This is a genomic window from Agrobacterium sp. LY4, from assembly GCF_001526585.1.
Taxonomy (GTDB): domain Bacteria; phylum Pseudomonadota; class Alphaproteobacteria; order Rhizobiales; family Rhizobiaceae; genus Agrobacterium; species Agrobacterium leguminum.
The window spans coordinates 89,372-106,145 of sequence record NZ_ASYA01000043.1 but is presented as its reverse complement, the minus strand read 5'-3'; the positions used below and the strand labels follow the sequence as shown (position 1 = coordinate 106,145).

At 62.1% G+C, this 16,774-nt stretch carries 17 protein-coding genes and 1 pseudogene; 9 read left to right on the top strand and 9 right to left on the bottom strand.

Annotated features, from left to right (window positions below; all coding sequences use genetic code 11):
- Nucleotides 1-58: 58 nt before the first annotated feature.
- Nucleotides 59-520 (top strand): Lrp/AsnC family transcriptional regulator, encoded by a 462-nt coding sequence (locus tag L904_RS22505; protein WP_003522155.1) that lies wholly within the window; start codon nucleotides 59-61, stop codon nucleotides 518-520.
- A gap of 18 nt (nucleotides 521-538) precedes the next feature.
- Here the strand turns inward: L904_RS22505 and L904_RS22500 are convergent, their stop codons facing one another.
- The 3 genes from L904_RS22500 to L904_RS22490 form a co-directional block, all read right to left on the bottom strand.
- A complete protein-coding gene (locus L904_RS22500; RefSeq protein WP_035263421.1) occupies nucleotides 539-1,522 on the bottom strand; it encodes an aldose 1-epimerase in 984 nt (327 codons plus the stop codon).
- A gap of 158 nt (nucleotides 1,523-1,680) precedes the next feature.
- Nucleotides 1,681-2,574 carry an NAD(P)-dependent oxidoreductase gene (locus L904_RS22495; RefSeq protein WP_035263414.1) on the bottom strand — a complete coding sequence of 298 codons (894 nt, stop codon included), beginning with the start codon at nucleotides 2,572-2,574 and terminating at the stop codon, nucleotides 1,681-1,683.
- A gap of 88 nt (nucleotides 2,575-2,662) precedes the next feature.
- Nucleotides 2,663-3,418 carry an SDR family oxidoreductase gene (locus tag L904_RS22490; protein WP_003522158.1) on the bottom strand — a complete coding sequence of 252 codons (756 nt, stop codon included), beginning with the start codon at nucleotides 3,416-3,418 and terminating at the stop codon, nucleotides 2,663-2,665.
- 220 nt (nucleotides 3,419-3,638) lie between these two features.
- On the opposite strand from L904_RS22490, the gene L904_RS22485 reads away from it, so the two are divergent.
- The 8 genes and pseudogenes from L904_RS22485 (at nucleotide 3,639) to cydX (ending at nucleotide 12,167) form a co-directional block, all read left to right on the top strand.
- The gene (locus L904_RS22485; RefSeq protein WP_003522159.1) at nucleotides 3,639-4,670 is read left to right on the top strand and encodes an L-idonate 5-dehydrogenase; all 1,032 of its coding nucleotides are present in this window, start codon (nucleotides 3,639-3,641) and stop codon (nucleotides 4,668-4,670) included.
- A 253-nt stretch (nucleotides 4,671-4,923) separates the two neighbouring features.
- Entirely contained in the window at nucleotides 4,924-5,130 is a 207-nt protein-coding gene (locus L904_RS27930) for a hypothetical protein (protein WP_155272879.1), read from the top strand.
- A 2-nt stretch (nucleotides 5,131-5,132) separates the two neighbouring features.
- A complete protein-coding gene (locus L904_RS22480; protein ID WP_035263416.1) occupies nucleotides 5,133-5,711 on the top strand; it encodes a GbsR/MarR family transcriptional regulator in 579 nt (192 codons plus the stop codon).
- A gap of 18 nt (nucleotides 5,712-5,729) precedes the next feature.
- Entirely contained in the window at nucleotides 5,730-7,526 is a 1,797-nt protein-coding gene (gene cydD / locus L904_RS22475; RefSeq protein WP_035263417.1) for a thiol reductant ABC exporter subunit CydD, read from the top strand.
- Nucleotides 7,523-9,213 (top strand): annotated as a pseudogene (gene cydC, locus L904_RS22470) (thiol reductant ABC exporter subunit CydC). Before cydD ends, cydC begins: the two are co-directional and overlap by 4 nt.
- A gap of 67 nt (nucleotides 9,214-9,280) precedes the next feature.
- Complete coding sequence (locus tag L904_RS22465; protein ID WP_035263302.1) at nucleotides 9,281-10,858, top strand: cytochrome ubiquinol oxidase subunit I; 1,578 nt, start codon at nucleotides 9,281-9,283, stop codon at nucleotides 10,856-10,858.
- A gap of 6 nt (nucleotides 10,859-10,864) precedes the next feature.
- A complete protein-coding gene (gene cydB, locus L904_RS22460) occupies nucleotides 10,865-12,022 on the top strand; it encodes a cytochrome d ubiquinol oxidase subunit II (RefSeq protein WP_035263300.1) in 1,158 nt (385 codons plus the stop codon).
- Between the two features lie 22 nt (nucleotides 12,023-12,044).
- Entirely contained in the window at nucleotides 12,045-12,167 is a 123-nt protein-coding gene (gene cydX, locus L904_RS22455) for a cytochrome bd-I oxidase subunit CydX (protein ID WP_003508602.1), read from the top strand.
- Nucleotides 12,168-12,315: 148 nt separating this feature from the next.
- Here cydX and L904_RS22450 read toward each other — a convergent pair whose 3' ends face one another.
- The 6 genes from L904_RS22450 to nadA all read right to left on the bottom strand — a co-directional run bounded on the left by L904_RS22450 (nucleotide 12,316) and on the right by nadA (nucleotide 16,741).
- Nucleotides 12,316-12,504, bottom strand: coding sequence for a hypothetical protein (locus L904_RS22450; protein ID WP_003522463.1), 189 nt, complete (start codon nucleotides 12,502-12,504; stop codon nucleotides 12,316-12,318).
- Between the two features lie 22 nt (nucleotides 12,505-12,526).
- Nucleotides 12,527-12,928 (bottom strand): DUF3597 domain-containing protein, encoded by a 402-nt coding sequence (locus tag L904_RS22445; RefSeq protein WP_035263298.1) that lies wholly within the window; start codon nucleotides 12,926-12,928, stop codon nucleotides 12,527-12,529.
- A gap of 12 nt (nucleotides 12,929-12,940) precedes the next feature.
- Nucleotides 12,941-13,192, bottom strand: a complete 252-nt coding sequence (locus tag L904_RS22440; RefSeq protein WP_003522465.1) for a GlsB/YeaQ/YmgE family stress response membrane protein — start codon at nucleotides 13,190-13,192, stop codon at nucleotides 12,941-12,943.
- 150 nt (nucleotides 13,193-13,342) lie between these two features.
- Nucleotides 13,343-14,200 (bottom strand): carboxylating nicotinate-nucleotide diphosphorylase, encoded by an 858-nt coding sequence (gene nadC, locus L904_RS22435; RefSeq protein WP_035263296.1) that lies wholly within the window; start codon nucleotides 14,198-14,200, stop codon nucleotides 13,343-13,345.
- Nucleotide 14,201: 1 nt separating this feature from the next.
- Entirely contained in the window at nucleotides 14,202-15,773 is a 1,572-nt protein-coding gene (locus L904_RS22430) for an L-aspartate oxidase (RefSeq protein ID WP_035263295.1), read from the bottom strand.
- Nucleotides 15,770-16,741, bottom strand: a complete 972-nt coding sequence (gene nadA / locus L904_RS22425; RefSeq protein WP_035263293.1) for a quinolinate synthase NadA — start codon at nucleotides 16,739-16,741, stop codon at nucleotides 15,770-15,772. Before nadA ends, L904_RS22430 begins: the two co-directional genes overlap by 4 nt.
- Between the last annotated feature and the right edge of the window lie 33 nt (nucleotides 16,742-16,774).

Genomic DNA, 16,774 nt, shown 5'->3' with positions numbered 1-16,774 from the left:
TTTCTCTAGAGGTCGCAAATTTCTTGCGCCATTGCGTTAACCTGTGCATTCTTTGCCGATGATTGATGACCGTGACCGCCGAATCCTTGCGATTCTCCAGGAAAATGCAGAAACGCCGCTCGCCGACATTGCGGAGGAAGTGTCGCTGTCGCTATCCGCCTGTTCGCGCCGCATCACGCGGCTGCGGGCGGAAGGTTATGTGACGGGCACGATGGCGCTGCTCGACCGGCGCAAGATCAACCTGCCGACCACGGTTTTCCTGCTGGTGAGAACCGGCCTGCATGCAGAGGACTGGCTGGACCGGTTCCATGCCGCCGTCAGCACCATACCGGAAATTGTCGAGGTTCACCGGCTGACCGGCAATTTCGACTATATTCTGAAACTCGTGCTACCGAATGTCGAATATTACGACACGATCTACAAACAGATCCTGCGCCGCGTCGAGCTTTACGACATGTCCGCCTATATCTCCATGGAGACGGTGAAGCTGTCGTCTTCGCTGCCGACGACACATATCTGAGCGATCATCAAGCCTTAATCAGCGCGCCGTCTCGAAACGAACGCCGAAGCGGAAGCTTCGCGTCTCGCCCGGTTGCAGCGCAATCGCATCCGCGAGTTCCGGCTGGTTGAAGGCGTTGGTCGGCGTTTCCACCGGTTCGAGCGCGATGGATTGTCGCCTGTCGCGGGCGAGCGTATCGCCGGTGAAGACATGCATGTGCCCGCGCTCCTGCCAGACCGTCAGGCCCGAACCGTCGTGCCGGTTTTCGAGCCTCGTCTCGTAAAGCCCGTTTTCGGATGCGATGAGGTCGGTGAAGCAGACATCGAGCACATGGCCGGCCAGCGGCGCATGGAGAAAGCGGGTGTCGTCCCGTTTGACCACCCCGCCCTGTGGGTTGCGCAGGGGGATCAGGTCTTCGTCTGTTTCAATCGCCGTTCGCGAGGGCAGCGTGAGAAGAAGGTCGTCGATAGACGTCGTGCCGGGCAGGCGGAAATAGGGATGCCAGCCGGCGGCGAAAGGCAGGGGCCGTTCATCGCGATTGATGCCGCGTATGTCGATGGTGACCTCATGGCTGGAAAAGCGATATTCCACCTCGATGGCGAGACGGTAGGGATAACCCTTAAAATCCGCAGGCGCTATTTCGGCGCGGAAGACGAGAATGTGAGCGCCGTTTGCCTCGAAAGACTGCGCAAGCGCGAAGGGCAGGGCTCTGGCAAATCCGTGGAAGACGAGGGCTTCATGGGCAAGCACCGGCTCAATGCGGTGCATCTGCCCGCCAAAACTGAACCGACCATCCGGGATGCGATTGGTGAAGGGCGCGAGAATGCCGTTTCTCACGCCGTTTTGCGACTGCATTTCGGCAGGCGTCGAATATCCGTCGACAAGATTCTCGCCTTCGCCGCCATCGGCAGAGACCGGCCGCCAGCTTAAAAGCGTCGCGCCCTCGTAAGCGATTTCGGCAGTGAAACCGTTTCCAGAAACGGTCAGACCGGCAATCCCCGTGCCTGTGGTGGAGGGTGTCATCGGGAAATTGTCCTTTGCATGCATGCGTCTGCGGTCATCGGGGCAGCTGCCGTGCCGATTCGCCCGATCATCTTCGCTGAAGGACAATTTCGCAATGGCCGTTAAAGGCCCGCTAGGGCTGTATCAACAGGCTCCTGCCATCCATGTCTGCCGGGCAATCAGTCCGGAAAAGTGCGTTTCGCGCCGCTGAAATATTCCATCAGCGCGGCCTGATCCTCCCCACCCAGCCCGGCAGCCGTCAGCATGCGGTGCACCTCGGCGCAAACCGCCGTCAGCGGCATGGCCGTGTTGGTGCGCCGGGCGAGATCCTGCGCGCCGTTGAGGTCTTTCACCATATTGTCGATGCGGCCGGTGCGGCGGTAATCCTTCGCCACATAACGCGGCATATATTCCTGCAGGATGGCGCTGTCGGCGCGGCCGCCCTTCAGCGCCTGCGGGATTTTGGCGGCATCGACGCCGGCATCCAGCGCAAGTTGGGTTGCTTCCGCCACCGCAAGGAAGTTCAGCCCGCACAGGACCTGGTTGATGAGTTTCGTCGTCTGCCCCGCGCCGCAGGGACCCATGTGTGTATAATTGCTGGCCACATGCCGCAGCACGCGATGCGCATCGGCCACATCCGTTTCGCTGCCGCCGGCCATCAGCGTCAATTGCCCGATGAGCGCCTTGGGCGCGCCGCCCGAAAGCGGGCTGTCCACCCAGCGCAGGCCTTTTTCCGCGGCATCGGCCGCCAGTTCCTTCGTCGCTTCCGGGTCGATGGAGGACATGTCGATGATGAGCGTGCCGGGCTTCGCCCCCGCCGCGACACCATCCTTGCCGAAGACGGCGATGCGAACGATTTTCGGCGAATTGAGGCTGAGGATGACCACATCGGAAACCGAAGCCGCTTCCGCCGCCGTACCCGCGCTCTGCGCGCCGAGGCTCGTCAGCGCCGCCACCTTTTCCGCATCCAGATCGAAAACCGTCAGCTGGTTTCCGGTCTCGATGAGCCGTGTGCCGATTGCCCCGCCCATGGCGCCGGCGCCGATCAGGGCGACTTTGTTCTTCTCGGTCATGGTGTTCACGGCCTCCTCCCAAAGTGTCGTGGTGTCATCGGTTCAAAACCGGATGGCGGCCGCAGCCGGCCATCCGGTTTCGGTGTTTTTAAAGCGAAGCGGTGATGCCGCCGTCGACATAGAGAATATGTCCGTTCACGAAGGACGAGGCATCGGACGACAGGAAGATGCAGGCGCCGACAAGCTCTTCGACCTTGCCCCAGCGACCGGCGGGCGTGCGCTTTTCAAGCCATGCCGAGAAGGTCTCGTCCGCCACCAGGGCCGCGTTGAGTGGCGTGTCGAAATAGCCGGGTGCGATGGCGTTGCATTGCAGGCCGTATTTGGCCCAGTCCGTCGCCATGCCTTTCGTCAGGTTGCCGACGGCGCCCTTGGTGGCGGTGTAGGGCGCGATGCCGGGGCGGGCAAGGGCGGTCTGAACGCTGGCGATGTTGATGATCTTGCCACGACCGCGGCTGATCATATGGCGCGCGGCCGCCTGTCCGGCGTGGAACACCGAGGCGATGTTGGTCTGCAGCAGGCGCTCGAAGGCATCCGCCGGAAAATCCTCAAGCGGCGTGCGGTGCTGCATGCCGGCATTGTTGACCAGAATATCGATGGGACCGACTTCCGCCTCGAAACCGTCGATGGCCTTGCGCACCGCTTCATGATCGGTGGCGTCGAAGGCAAGCGTTTTCGCACCCTTGATGCCGGCGGCGGCAGCTTTCAGCTTCGCCTCGTCGCGCCCGTTCAGCACCACTTCCGCTCCCGCTTCCGCCAGCCCTTGCGCCAGCGCGAAGCCGATGCCCTGGGACGAACCCGTGATCAGGGCGCGGCGGCCGGAAAGATCGAACAATTTAAGGCCCACTGTTTCCTCCAGTCTCTCGACATTGCATTCATACAGGTTTATGTTATCGATAACATTCATCCCTTTCAGACGTGGATGTCAAGGCTTAAACGCCCGGTTTCGGTACGGATCGGGCGGGCGGGGAGGCCGCACGACGTGCAAATGCGCGGCAGGCGGCTGTGACAGGGATGCGGATTATTTTGTCGCGCCGCTCAAGCGCGATGTCGAACGGGAGATATTTATGAGAGCGATTGTTGCCCATGGGGCAAAGGATGTGCGCATCGAGGAGCGGCCCGAGGAAGCGCCGGGGCCGGGAGAAGTGCGGCTTCGTCTGGTCCGGGGCGGAATTTGCGGTAGCGATCTGCATTATTACAACCATGGCGGCTTCGGCGCGGTGCGGCTTCGCGAACCCATGGTGCTCGGTCATGAGGTCTCCGCCGTCATCGAAGAACTGGGCGAGGGCGTGGAAGGGTTGAAGGTCGGCGGTCTGGTCGCCGTTTCGCCGTCCCGCCCATGCCGAACCTGCCGCTTCTGCCAGGAAGGCCTGCACAACCAGTGCCTCAACATGCGCTTTTATGGCAGCGCCATGCCTTTCCCGCATATTCAGGGCGCTTTCCGTGAGGTTCTGGTGGCCGACGCCCTCCAATGCGTGCCGGCCGATGGCCTGAGCGCCGGCGAGGCGGCCATGGCGGAGCCGCTGGCGGTGACGCTGCATGCCACGCGCCGCGCCGGCGATTTGCTGGGGAAACGCGTGCTCGTCACAGGCTGCGGCCCGATCGGCATCCTCTCCATTCTGGCGGCGCGTCGGGCCGGCGCGGCCGAGATCGTCGCCACCGATCTTTCCGATTTCACGCTTGCCAAGGCGCGTGAGGCGGGTGCGGATCGTGTCATCAACAGCAAGGATGAGCCCGACGCACTTGCCGCCTATGGCGCGAACAAGGGAACCTTCGATGTTCTCTATGAATGCTCGGGTGCGGCGGTGGCGCTTGCCGGCGGTATTGCGGCGCTTCGTCCGCGCGGCATCATCGTCCAGCTCGGTCTTGGCGGCGATATGAGCCTGCCGATGATGGCGATCACCGCCAAGGAACTGGATCTGCGCGGCTCTTTCCGCTTCCACGAGGAATTCGCCACCGGGGTCGAATTGATGCGCAAGGGCCTGATCGACGTCAAGCCGTTCATCACCCAGACCGTCGATCTCGCCGACGCCATCTCGGCCTTCGAATTCGCCTCGGACCGCAGCCGTGCGATGAAGGTGCAGATCGCTTTTTCGTAAGCAAGGTTTCTACGCGCGAATGTGCCGACGTTTCGATTGGCGGCGGGTCATCCCCGCCGCCGATTTTTTTCGGTGGGTTCTTGCCCGTGGCGACTCGTGAAGATGTTATCGGTATCATCAACTGCTTTAGATACGTCATTCCGGCCTTGAGCCGGAATCTAGCCGGCGCGCGTCTGCGCGGCGAGAGAGTCCTTTCAGCCCAAGGACTTGGGCTGGCTGGATTCCGGCTCAAGGCCGGAATGACGGAGGGAAAGTGACGGACGCCAGCAAACGCCCCAGCCTGTCATCCCCCCTAACACGACTGCCGCATATTTTGCCCCGGGCTGCACCCACGACCGTCTTTACCGGCGTCGCCTCTGCCCATTTGCACATTTTGACGCAGGTCAAAAAGGTGATTTGTCGTCTGCCGTTTTTTGCGTTATCGCAATTTCAGAAATTACTGAAAATTCAGGAAACGTAAAAATGCCGACCAGCCTGTCCCCGCTCGTTCAGTCCTTCGTGCTGCATTTCGGTGAGATGGGCAGTCGTTGGGGCATCAACCGCACCGTCGGCCAAGTCTATGCTTTGCTTTATATTTCGCCGCAGCCGCTGTGTGCGGACGAGATTGTGGAGGCGCTCGGCATTTCCCGTTCCAACGTGTCGATGAGCCTGAAGGAGTTGCAGGCGTGGAACCTTGCAATTCTCAAGCATTTTCCCGGCGACCGGCGCGATTTTTTCACGACGCCTGACGATGTCTGGCAGATTCTCCGCACCCTTGCCGAAGAGCGCAAGAAGCGCGAGATCGATCCCACGCTCAGCGTGTTGCGCGAAATTCTGATGGCGACGCCGGAAAATGAAGATGAGCGGCATGCGCAAAAGCGCATCGACGAGATGAAGACGCTGATCGAGCAGCTCACCGGCTGGTATGACGATGTGAAGCGGCTGGAGACGGAAAGGCTGGCTTCGCTTCTGGCGCTCGGTTCGAAGGTCACGAAGCTTCTGGAGGCCAAGGACAAGATCGTCTCCCTCGCCAGACCCCGTGGCGCGAAGAAGGACGGGTGAGGAGAATCGGCCGTGAGCATGTCCGTGGAAATCCGTCAGGGGGCCGATGGTGACGGGGTAGTCTGTCCCGCTTCGGTTGGAGTCTCATCCGACGCGACGAGTCGGCGCTTCTTCAGCAATGCCAATCGCAAAACCTCTCGCGACAGAGCCGCCGGGCGGGCGAAAATGACACGCTCGCCGGCAGTTGGTAGATCCGTTGCCCTGCTGCATGTCCTGGCGGCTTTGCTCTGGCTGCCGCAGGCAGGTTTGCTTGCCTTTTCAGTCGGAAGAATTGCCGATGGCGCGCCGATGATGGCGATCGTGCCGGCTGCGGCCGCGGTTCTCATCCTCGGCCTCATCAAGGCATGGCTGGAAAAGATCGCGGCGCGGCTGTCGTTTCGTGCCGCTCGCGCGGCGCTGTCGCAGCGGCGGCTGGAAGCGCTGCAGGCTGTGGCGAAGGTTTCCCCGCTCGATCTGTCGCGCACCGCCTCCGGTGAGGCAGCAGGCGTCGTGGCAGAGGCGGCGGAAGCGCTGGTGCCTTATCTTTCCCGTTTCCGGCCGGCGCGGATGAAGGCGACCCTCGTGCCGCTGGTTTTCGTGCTGGCGATCCTGCCCTTTACCTGGATCGCGGCGCTGGTGCTGCTGCTCGCCATGCCAACCATCCCGCTTTTCATGGCGCTCATCGGCTGGCAGGCCAAGGCCGCCAGCGAAAAGCAGCTTGCCGAGACGGGCAATATGAATGCCTTCCTGCTCGATCGCCTGCGCGGGCTGGAAACGATCCGCACGCTTGAAGCCGTCGATCTGACGGCGGAACGTCTTAGCGCCGATGCGCAGAACCTCAAGAAGCGGACGATGGCGGTGCTCAGGATCGCCTTTCTCTCCTCGGCGGTGCTGGAGCTTTTCGCAGCGCTCGGCGTTGCCATGACCGCCGTCTATATCGGTTTTCATCTGCTCGGTTTTCTCGATTTCGGGGCCTGGGGCCACAAGCTGACCCTCGCCGAAGGCCTCTTCATCTTGCTGCTGGCGCCGGCCTTTTTCGAGCCGCTGCGGGAACTCTCCGCCGTCTGGCACGACCGCGCGGCCGGCGAAGCGGCGCTTGATGCGCTCGGCAAATTGACGGCCGGCGGTGCGGCCATCGCGGGCGAGGGTGCGGATGTGGCGTCTGTCCCATCCCCGACACCCGGCCTGCTGGAGATAGATAATCTCTCCTTCGCTTATCCGAACGCCCCGCCTGTCATCCAAAATCTCAACCTGACCGTTCAGCAGGGTGAGCGGGTAGCAATTCTTGGGCCTTCCGGTTGTGGCAAATCCACTGTACTCTCCTTGATTGCCGGGTTGGCCGAGGCTGGAGAGGGCTCGATCAGGATCGGCGGCGTCAATCTCGATAATGCGACGGCGGATGGGCTGCGCAGGACGATCGGCTGGGTCAGCCAGAAGCCGTTCTTTTTTGCCGGTTCGCTGAAGGCGAATATTCGCTTCGGCCGTTCGGTTGTCAGTGATGGTATGGTGGAAGAGACGCTGCGCCGCACCGGGCTCGATGGCTTGTCGCATGCACGCCGGCATCTGCAGATCGGCGATGGCGGATATGGAATCTCGGGCGGGGAGGCGGTGCGGCTTGCCATTGCGCGTGCTTTCGCAGACCCCGCAACGCAGCTTGTTCTGGCCGATGAGCCGACAGCCCATCTCGACCGGGAAACGGCTGCTCTCGTCACGGAAAACCTGCTGCAACTGGCAAATGGCAGGACATTGATCGTCGCGACCCATGATCCGGTGCTTGCGGCGCGCATGGACAGGATCGTGGATATGACGGCGATCCATTCGAGGGGGCAGCCATGATCGCGCGTTTTGCGATATTGAGACCCATTATCGGCCTGTTCTGGTCGGCACGGCGCGGCATGTTGATGGCGGGCGCGGTTCTGGCGGTAACGACGGTGCTGGCGGGCATCGGCCTTCTCGGCGTTTCCGGCTGGTTCATCACCGCAACGGCAATTGCCGGTCTTCTGCCCGCAACGGCCTATGCCTTCGATGTCTTTGCGCCTTCGGCCGCCATTCGTCTTCTGGCGCTGGCGCGCACCGCCGCCCGTTACGGCGAACGCATGACGACCCATGACGCCACGCTTTCCGTGCTTGCAGCACTTCGGGAAAAGCTGTTTCGCGGGTTTGCCGCGCCGCAGGCCGGAAATCCCTGGAGGCGAGGCCTGCGCGCCTGCTGAACCGGCTGATGGCGGATATCGATGCGCTGGATTCGCTTTATCTGCGCGTGCTGGTTCCCGCTGCCGTGGCGGTCCTTGCCGCAATCGCGACAGGCCTCGGGCTTGCTTTTCTCCATCCTCTGGCGGGCATTCTGGCGGCGGTTTTCCTCATTGCGGCGGGGCTTGGAATTTCGGTTCGCGCCGCCTTGCGGGCGGAAACATTCTCGCGCCGCCGGGCAATCGGGCTGGAGGCCCTTCGGGCCCGCACGGCCGATCTCGTGAGCGGGCAGACGGAGCTCTTGACCACCGGCCGCCTTTCCGCGCAGGTCGCGGCGGTGAAACGGGCGGATGATTACCTCTCTGCCTGCGATGATACCCTGAACCGTATCGAAACCAGTGCCAGTTTTTCCTTCGGGGTTTCAGCGGCCGTTCTTTTGAGCGCAGCCCTTCTCGGCATGGCCTGGCTTGCGGAACAGGGGGCGGTGAGCGCGCCGGCCGCGGCGCTCGGGCTGCTTGTCTGTTTTGCCGCGCTGGAGCCTTTCACGGCGCTGCGTCGTGGGGCGATGGAGCTTGGGCGCACATTGTTTTCTGCAAGACGCATCACGCCGCGTCTTTCGGCAACGGCTGAAGGCCGCTGTCCCGCCTCGCCGGTCGACGGCATGGCGGCAGATCTAAAAAACGTGCGTCTGGAGCGGGACGGGAACGACAATCCGGTCCTGACGAATATCAACCTTGCAATCGCCTCCGGGGAACGGGTTGCCATCATCGGCCAGAGCGGTGCGGGCAAGACAAGCCTCATCCAGCTTCTGGCGGGTGAATTGCGGGCGGCTGCTGGCACTGTCAACGCCCTGCCATCCACCCTGATGACGCAGCGAAGCCAGCTTTTCCGCGACAGCATCGCCGACAATCTGCGGCTGGCGAAACCCACCGCAACCGGGGCCGAGTTATGGGCCGCGCTCGAGGCGGCGGGCCTTGCCGAACACGTCAAATCTTTGCCGGCCGGACTGGAGACAAGGCTTGGCGAGGCGGGCCAGGGGCTTTCCGGCGGCCAGTCGCGCCGGCTGGCGCTCGCCCGTTTCCTGCTCGCCGACCGGCCGCTCTGGCTTCTCGATGAGGTGACGGAAGGGCTGGACGGCGAGACCGCCCGTGACGTGCTCACCCGGCTGTTTGCGAGGGCGCAGCGAAAGACTGTCGTGATGATCACCCATAATCGCCGCGAGGCGGAATTTGCCGATCGCATCATCGTGCTGAAAGAGGGGCGTCAATTTGATGAATGTCAAAGCGGCACCCCGGAATACGGCGTAGTACTGGAGACACTGCGCCCGGACTGATTTTTTTTGAGAGCCGGCGTCGTCTTGAAAATGGAAGGCCGGCCTTCCGGAAAAGGTGGATAGGACTATGGAACTCGACATAGTGGCGCTGTCGCGCCTGCAATTTGCAGTGACGGCTTTATATCACTTTCTGTTCGTTCCCCTGACGATCGGACTATCGGTGGTGATCGCCATCATGGAAACGGTCTATGTCATGACCGGCCGCACGGTCTGGCGGCAGATGACGAAATTCTGGGGCACGCTGTTCGGCATCAACTTCGTGCTCGGCGTTTCCACCGGCATCGTCATGGAATTCCAGTTCGGCATGAACTGGAGTTATTACAGCCATTATGTCGGCGATATTTTCGGTGCGCCGCTGGCGATCGAAGGCATGATGGCCTTCTTCCTGGAAGCCACCTTCGTCGGCCTGTTCTTCTTTGGCTGGGACAAGCTGTCGAAACTCGGCCATCTCGTCGCGACATGGTGCGTGGCGCTCGGTTCGAATTTCTCGGCGCTATGGATATTGATCGCCAATGGCTGGATGCAGAACCCCACGGGTTCCGCTTTCAATCCCCAGACCATGCGCATGGAAGTGACTGACTTCTTCGAGGTCCTGTTCAACCCGGTGGCGCAGGCGAAGTTCGTCCACACGGTGTCTGCGGGTTACGTGACGGCTTCCATCTTCGTGCTCGGCGTTTCGGCCTGGTATGTGCTGAAAGGCCGCCATGTCGATCTTGCCAAGCGTTCGATGACGGTTGCCGCCTCCTTCGGTCTGGCGTCCGCGCTGTCGGTCGTCGTGCTGGGTGATGAAAGCGGCTATCTCTCCACAGAACACCAGAAGATGAAACTCGCCTCCATCGAGGCCATGTGGGAAACCGAGCCGGCCCCGGCCCCCTTCACGGCCATCGGTTTTCCCGATCAGGAAGCGCGCGAAACGCATTTCGCGGTGAAGATTCCGTGGGTGATGGGCCTCATCGGCACCCGCTCGCTCGACACGCAAATTCCAGGCATCAACGATCTGGTGGAGCAGGCCAAGACCCGCATCCGCGACGGCATCAAGGCCTATGACGCGCTGATGCAGATACGCGCCACCGGCAAGGGCGCGGCGTTGCCGGAAGAGGTGCGCGGCACCTTCGCCGAACTCGGCCATGAGCTCGGTTATGCCCTGCTGCTGAAACGATATGTCGACGATCCGCGCCAGGCGAGTGAAGAGCAGATCGCCAAGGCGGCGGCGGATACCATTCCGCATGTGCCGACCCTGTTCTGGGCGTTCCGCATCATGGTCGGCCTTGGCATCTTCTTCATCCTGCTGACGGCGACGTTCTTTTATCTTTCGGCCCGCCGCCGGCTGGATCATTATCCGTTGCTGCTGAAAGTGGCGGTCTTCGCCATTCCCCTGCCGTGGATCGCGGCGGAAATGGGCTGGGTGGTGGCCGAATTCGGCCGTCAGCCATGGATCATCGAGGGCGTGTTGCCCACGGCCGCGGCCGTCTCCAGCCTCAGCGCCTCCACCGTCCTCATCACGCTCCTGTGTTTCATCGCCATCTACACGGTGCTGTTCATCGTTGAAATGGGGCTGATGCTGAAGGCGATCCGCAAGGGCCCCGAGCCGGACCATGAGCCGGAAGCGCCGCTCGTTCCTGAAAAACTCGTCGCTGCGGAGTAAACGATCATGATATTGCACCAACTCATCGACTACGAAATTCTCCGCGTTATCTGGTGGCTGCTGCTTGGCGTGGTGCTGATCGGTTTTGCCGTGACCGGCGGTTTCGATCTCGGCACCGGCGCGCTTTTGCCCTTCGTGGCGAAAACGGACATTGAGCGGCGTGTCGTCATCAATTCCATCGGCCCGGTCTGGGAGGGCAATCAGGTCTGGCTCATCCTTGGCGGCGGCGCGATCTTCGCCGCCTGGCCGCCGCTTTATGCGGTGTCGTTTTCAGGTTTTTACCTGGCGATGTTCGCCACCCTGTTTGCGCTGATCCTGCGGCCGGTCGGTTTCAAATATCGCTCCAAGCGTGAAAGCGTCGCCTGGCGCACTGGCTGGGACTGGGCGCTCTTCATCGGCGGCTTCGTTCCCGCGCTGATCTTCGGCGTGGCCATCGGCAATGTGCTGCAGGGCGTTCCCTTCCACCTCAATGACGACCTCAGAATTTTCTATGACGGCACGACGCTGTTCGAGCTTCTGAACCCCTACGCCATCCTCTGCGGTCTCGTTTCCGTCGCCATGCTTATCATGCACGGCGCGGCATGGCTGGTGCTGAAGACGGATGGTCCGGTCGCGGCCCGCGCTCGCAGTTTCGGCAGCATTGCGGCGCTTGCCACCACCGTTCTTTTTGCGCTCGGCGGCGTGTTTCTGTGGCTCGGTATCGATGGCTATCGTTTCACCTCGGAGATCGTGACCGACGGTCCGTCCAATCCGCTGTCGAAGACGGTCGAGGTTGCGGGCGGTGTCTGGTTTGCCAATTATGCGGCGCATCCCTGGATGATGCTGGCGCCGGCGCTCGGTCTTGTCTTCCCACTCGTCGCTTTCGTCTTGCTCCGGGTCCGTAGGGAAGTGCTGGCACTGCTTTCCAGCTCGCTCGCCATTTTCGGCATCATCGCAACGGTGGGGCTGACGATGTTTCCCTTCATCCTGCCGTCTTCGGTCGATCCGAAGTCGAGCCTGACGGTCTGGGATGCATCTTCCAGCCATATGACGCTGTTCATCATGCTGGTCGTCGCCCTCATCTTCATCCCGATCATCGTCGCCTATACGTCATGGGTCTATCGCGTGCTGTGGGGCAAGGTGGATGAAAAGGCGATCCGCGACGACAGCGGTCATGCTTATTGATTGAGAAAGAAGGAGATCGAACATGTGGTATTTCGCCTGGCTGCTCGGCCTGCCTCTTGCCGCCATCTTCGCCGTCATGAACGCCATGTGGTATGAGTTGATGGAAGAAAACGCGAAAAAGGCCGAAGCGAAGCTGGATAAATAGGGCTTCGGCGGAAGCCTCTCCTCCGTCATGCCGGATCTGGTCCGGGGTGACGGAGTGCGGATGATGCAACTCCGCCAAATATACAAGGGCGGCATCCGGTTGGGATGCCGCCCTTTTGGGTAAACAGCCGTGCGTGCGACGCGCGGCGTCAGTGGATCGCGATGCCGCGCTTGTCCGCTTCTTCCTTGATGATGTCTTCGACGATGGCCCTCTTGAGATTTGGATTTCCCAGAAGATAGTCGTCGGCGATCTCGAAGATCGATTTCGGATTCTCGGTCCTGTGCAGGGTGTCGAGGTCCTGGCCGATCTGCTCTCGAAGGCTGGAATAGTCGTCCATCGCGGCGCTCCCGTTTATCGGTTCAATCCAGAAGGTCGGCCGGAACCTTGCCGCCGTTTTCGGACAGCTTCTTGATGACGGCCTTGTGCAGCCAGATGTTCATGGTCGCCGAATCCGAAGTGTCGCCGGTATAGCCGAGTTCGCCTGCCAGTTCCTTTCGGGCGCTGAGGCTGCTGTCCAGATTGAGCGCTTTCAGAAGGTCGACGATCGAATGTTTCCAGTCGAGTTTCTGGCCGTTCTGCTTGACCGCCGCATCCAGAATCGAAGCGACGTCAACATTGCCGGTAGGGGCCGGAGCCGCGGCTGTCGGAGCGGGTGCGGCCGGGCTTGCCGTGGCTGCCGGCGTGCCGGCCGGAGCCGAAGTCTGCGGTGCGGCCTCGGCCTTGCCGAAAATGGCGTTCTTGATCTTGTCGAAAAAGCTCATGGTGTCCTCCCCTTAGCGGCGAAATGCCCGCCCGACGGCGATGAGAATGCAGGCGCCGATGAAACCGGCGATGAGATAGCCAATCCAGCCTCCGAGCGAAATGCCCACGAGCCCCAGAAGGAAATTGGCGACGATGGCGCCGACAATGCCGAGGATAATGTTCATGAAAAGACCCATATTGCTTTTCATGAACTGTTCGGCGAGCCAACCGGCTACGCCGCCGATGATGATTGCTGCAATCCAGCCAACTTGTGCGTCTTCCATAACAAGCCTTTCCTTTGTGAGAGAGGTCCGCAGGCATATGGACAGGCTTTTGCGCGCACTGATCCCCCCGCCTTGAATAGACCTCAGGCCTAGCAATAACGATGATATGGGCGATTGGTTCCCTGCGGCGAACTGTGTGCCGCATATTCTTTAGCTCTGGCTTTGAAAGTCGAGGCCGATATCGAGAACCGGCGCGCTGTGGGTCAGCCAGCCGACGGAGATGAGATCGATGCCGGTTGCGGCGATGGCTGCGGCCGTCTGCGGATTGATGCGGCCGGACGCTTCGGTAATGGCGCGACCGGCGACGATCCCCACCGCCTCGCGCAGCTGTTCGGATGTCATATTGTCGAGAAGGACCGCATCGACGCCCTCATCCATGACCTCGCGCAACTGCGCAAGCGTATCGACCTCCACCTCGATCTTGACGAGATGCCCCACGCCCTGCCGGGCGCGGCGGATGGCGTCGCGCACGCCGCCGGCCACGGCGATATGGTTGTCCTTGATGAGAACGGCGTCATAAAGCGCAAACCGGTGGTTCATGCCGCCGCCGGCGCGCACGGCATATTTTTCCAGCGCTCTCAGCCCCGGCGTCGTCTTGCGGGTGCAGGCGACCGAGGCCTTGGTGCCGGCAATGGCGGCAGCGATTTTTGCGGTGACGGAAGCGATGCCCGACAGGTGGCCGAGAAAATTCAGCGCCGTGCGCTCCGCCGTCAGAAGGCCGCGCGAGGGGCCTTCGATCGTTGCGATGATATCGCCGGGCGCCACGGCGGCCCCATCCTGCACATGCCGTTTCATCACGATGGCCGGATCCACGAGCTGGAAAGCCAGTTCCGCCGCGTCGAGACCGGCAATAACGCCCGGTTCGCGCGCGGCCATGACGACGACCGAGCGATGATCGGCGGGAATGACGGCGGCGGACGTGATGTCGCCCGCCAGTCCAAGGTCTTCCAGAAGAGCGTTGCGCACGAGCGGTTCGATGATGAGGCGTGGCAGGGGTGAAAGGGTCATGTCAGGCGCTCCGCGCAAGGCTGGCCGAAGAATGGCTGGAAGAGGAGAATTCATGGGCGATGGTGAGGACGTCGCTGAGGTTCAGCCTGCGCCTCGTGGCCGTTGTATGTTTTTCAGGGAAATCGTCACGGAAATGCGCGCCGCGCGATTCCGTGCGCAGCGCCGCAAAGACGGCGATGGCCAGCGCGACAAGGGCAGGATCGGATGCCGGGCCGCTCCGCTCAGCCAGTGGCAGAAGATCGCGGATCGCGCCCGTCAGCCCTTCCGCATGTCTTACGATGCCGAGATGGCGGGAAACGATGGGCCGGACGGGGGAGAGGTCGGCTGCCGGGAAATCGGGCACGGGGAGCGTTGCGATATCCGCTGCCTGTTTTCCCGCATATGCCGGCCTGCCGGCAATGTCTTGCGCCGCGCGCATGCCCATGGCCGCCGCTTCCAGCAGGGAATTGCTGGCAAGCCGGTTCGCGCCATGCAGCCCCGTGCAGGCGGTTTCGCCGGCAACCCAGAGACCCGGCACCGAGCTTCGGCCTTTACCATCGGTGGCGACGCCGCCCATATGGTAATGCACCGCCGGGCGCACCGGAACGAGCTCACGGGCGGGGTCTATCCCGGCTTCGCGGCAGAGCAGGTCGATCAAGGGGAAGCGGGCGGAAAAGCCGGAGCCGAGCGCCTTGCGGGCATCGAGAAAGACCTTGCCGCCACGCAGTATTTCGCGGTCGATGGCGCGGGCGACTATATCGCGCGAGGCGAGTTCCGCACCCGGAACTCCCGCCATGAAACGTTCGCCGTTTTCATTGAGAAGCAGTGCGCCTTCGCCCCGCACCGCTTCGCTCACCAGCGCCAGCGGCCGTCTGGGCGAGGAAAGCGCCGTCGGATGGAATTGCACGAATTCCATATCGGCGAGGAAAGCGCCGGCGCGGGCGGCGAGCATGATGCCCTGCCCGAAATTGCCGGAGGGATTGGTCGTCGCCTCATAAAGCCCGCCGAGGCCGCCGGTGGCGAGAACGACCTGGCTTGTCGGCAAAGTGAAGCAGCCTTTTGGCCCGATGCAGGCGAGACCAACGATGACGCCGTCTTCTGTCAGCAGGCGGCGAACCTCCGTGCCTTCCAGAATGGTTATGGAGGGCGTGCGAAGAACGGCGGCGGCGAGGGCCCTGACGATGGCCGCGCCTGACCCGTCCCCTTCGGCATGCAGGATGCGCCTTCTGCCATGGGCGGCCTCCAGCCCGAAAACGAGCCTGCCTTCGGCATCCCGGTCGAAGCGCACCCCGGCCCGCTCCAGCGCCTCGATGACGGCGGGAGCGGCGGAAACGATCTCTGCGGCCATTTCCGCGTCGCAGAGGCCGTCGCCTGCGGCGAGCGTATCGGCAAGATGCAGTGCGGCGCTATCGTCCGGCCCGAGGCTGGCGGCAATGCCGCCCTGCGCCCAGGCGCTAGACGTTTCGCCGCCGAGAACGCCACGTGTCAGAAGCAGCACGGGTTGCGGCGCAAGCGTCAGCGCCGCCATCAGGCCCGCAATGCCGCTGCCGACAATGACCGTCCAGCCCGTATGCAGCGGGAGGCGTTCGCTCATACTTCCAGCATCCTTTCCACTGCGCGGCGGGCGGCGACAGCGATGGCCGGGTCGACCGTCACTTCGTGGCGGTTTTCCTCCAGCGCCGCGCGGATATTGCCAAGCGTGATGCGCTTCATATGCGGGCAGAGATTGCAGGGGCGGATGAATTCGACATCCGGGTGATGCACGGCGACATTGTCGCTCATCGAGCATTCCGTCAAAAGCACCACGCGGGCAGGGCGCTCGCGGCCGACATAATCCGACATGACGGCGGTGGAGCCGGAAAAATCCGCAGCCTCGACGACATCGGGCGGACATTCCGGATGCGCCAGCACGGTGACGCCCGGATGGCTTTCGCGCAATTCGCGAATATCATCGGCGGTGAACAGTTCATGCACCTCGCAATGGCCGCGCCAGGCGATCAGCTCGACATTGGTTTCCCGCGCCACGTTCTTCGCCAGATATTCATCCGGCAACATCAGCACGCGCGGTACGCCGAGTGATTCCACCACCTGGCGGGCATTGCCGGAGGTGCAGCAGATGTCAGACGCCGCCTTCACCGCGGCGGAGGTGTTCACGTAGGTCACGACCGGAACGCCGGGATAGGCCTTGCGCAGAAGCGCGATGTCCTCGGGCGTGATGGAATCGGCCAGCGAACAACCGGCGGCCATATCCGGAATGAGCACGGTTTTTTCCGGATTGAGCAGCTTTGCCGTCTCGGCCATGAAATGCACGCCGGCCAGAACGATGACATCCGCCTCCACCTCCATCGCCTTGCGGGCAAGGGCGAGGCTGTCGCCAACGATATCGGCGACGCCGTGGAAGATTTCCGGTGTCTGGTAATTATGGGCGAGGATGACGGCGTTGCGCTTGCGCTTCAGCTCGAGGATCGCCTCCACATCGTCCTGAAAGCCCATCCATTCGGCCTTGGGAATGACGCGGGCAACGCGGTCATAAAGGCTTGCGGCGGAAATCTGCTCGTTCACGGTGCTCTCCCATTTATACTCTTTTTGAGTATA

Excerpts from the sequence above, each read along its gene's own strand:
- L904_RS22485 (WP_003522159.1), top strand. The coding sequence starts at position 3,639 with ATGAGAGCGATTGTTGCCCATGGGGCAAAGGATGTGCGCATCGAGGAG.
- L904_RS22505 (WP_003522155.1), top strand. The coding sequence starts at position 59 with ATGATTGATGACCGTGACCGCCGAATCCTTGCGATTCTCCAGGAAAAT.
- nadC (WP_035263296.1), bottom strand. The coding sequence starts at position 14,200 with ATGACCCTTTCACCCCTGCCACGCCTCATCATCGAACCGCTCGTGCGC.
- L904_RS22445 (WP_035263298.1), bottom strand. The coding sequence starts at position 12,928 with ATGAGCTTTTTCGACAAGATCAAGAACGCCATTTTCGGCAAGGCCGAG.
- L904_RS22500 (WP_035263421.1), bottom strand. The coding sequence starts at position 1,522 with ATGACACCCTCCACCACAGGCACGGGGATTGCCGGTCTGACCGTTTCT.
- L904_RS22465 (WP_035263302.1), top strand. The coding sequence starts at position 9,281 with ATGGAACTCGACATAGTGGCGCTGTCGCGCCTGCAATTTGCAGTGACG.
- L904_RS22450 (WP_003522463.1), bottom strand. The coding sequence starts at position 12,504 with ATGGACGACTATTCCAGCCTTCGAGAGCAGATCGGCCAGGACCTCGAC.
- cydB (WP_035263300.1), top strand. The coding sequence starts at position 10,865 with ATGATATTGCACCAACTCATCGACTACGAAATTCTCCGCGTTATCTGG.
- L904_RS22440 (WP_003522465.1), bottom strand. The coding sequence starts at position 13,192 with ATGGAAGACGCACAAGTTGGCTGGATTGCAGCAATCATCATCGGCGGC.
- L904_RS22430 (WP_035263295.1), bottom strand. The coding sequence starts at position 15,773 with ATGAGCGAACGCCTCCCGCTGCATACGGGCTGGACGGTCATTGTCGGC.
- cydD (WP_035263417.1), top strand. The coding sequence starts at position 5,730 with ATGTCCGTGGAAATCCGTCAGGGGGCCGATGGTGACGGGGTAGTCTGT.
- cydX (WP_003508602.1), top strand. The coding sequence starts at position 12,045 with ATGTGGTATTTCGCCTGGCTGCTCGGCCTGCCTCTTGCCGCCATCTTC.
- L904_RS22480 (WP_035263416.1), top strand. The coding sequence starts at position 5,133 with ATGCCGACCAGCCTGTCCCCGCTCGTTCAGTCCTTCGTGCTGCATTTC.
- L904_RS22495 (WP_035263414.1), bottom strand. The coding sequence starts at position 2,574 with ATGACCGAGAAGAACAAAGTCGCCCTGATCGGCGCCGGCGCCATGGGC.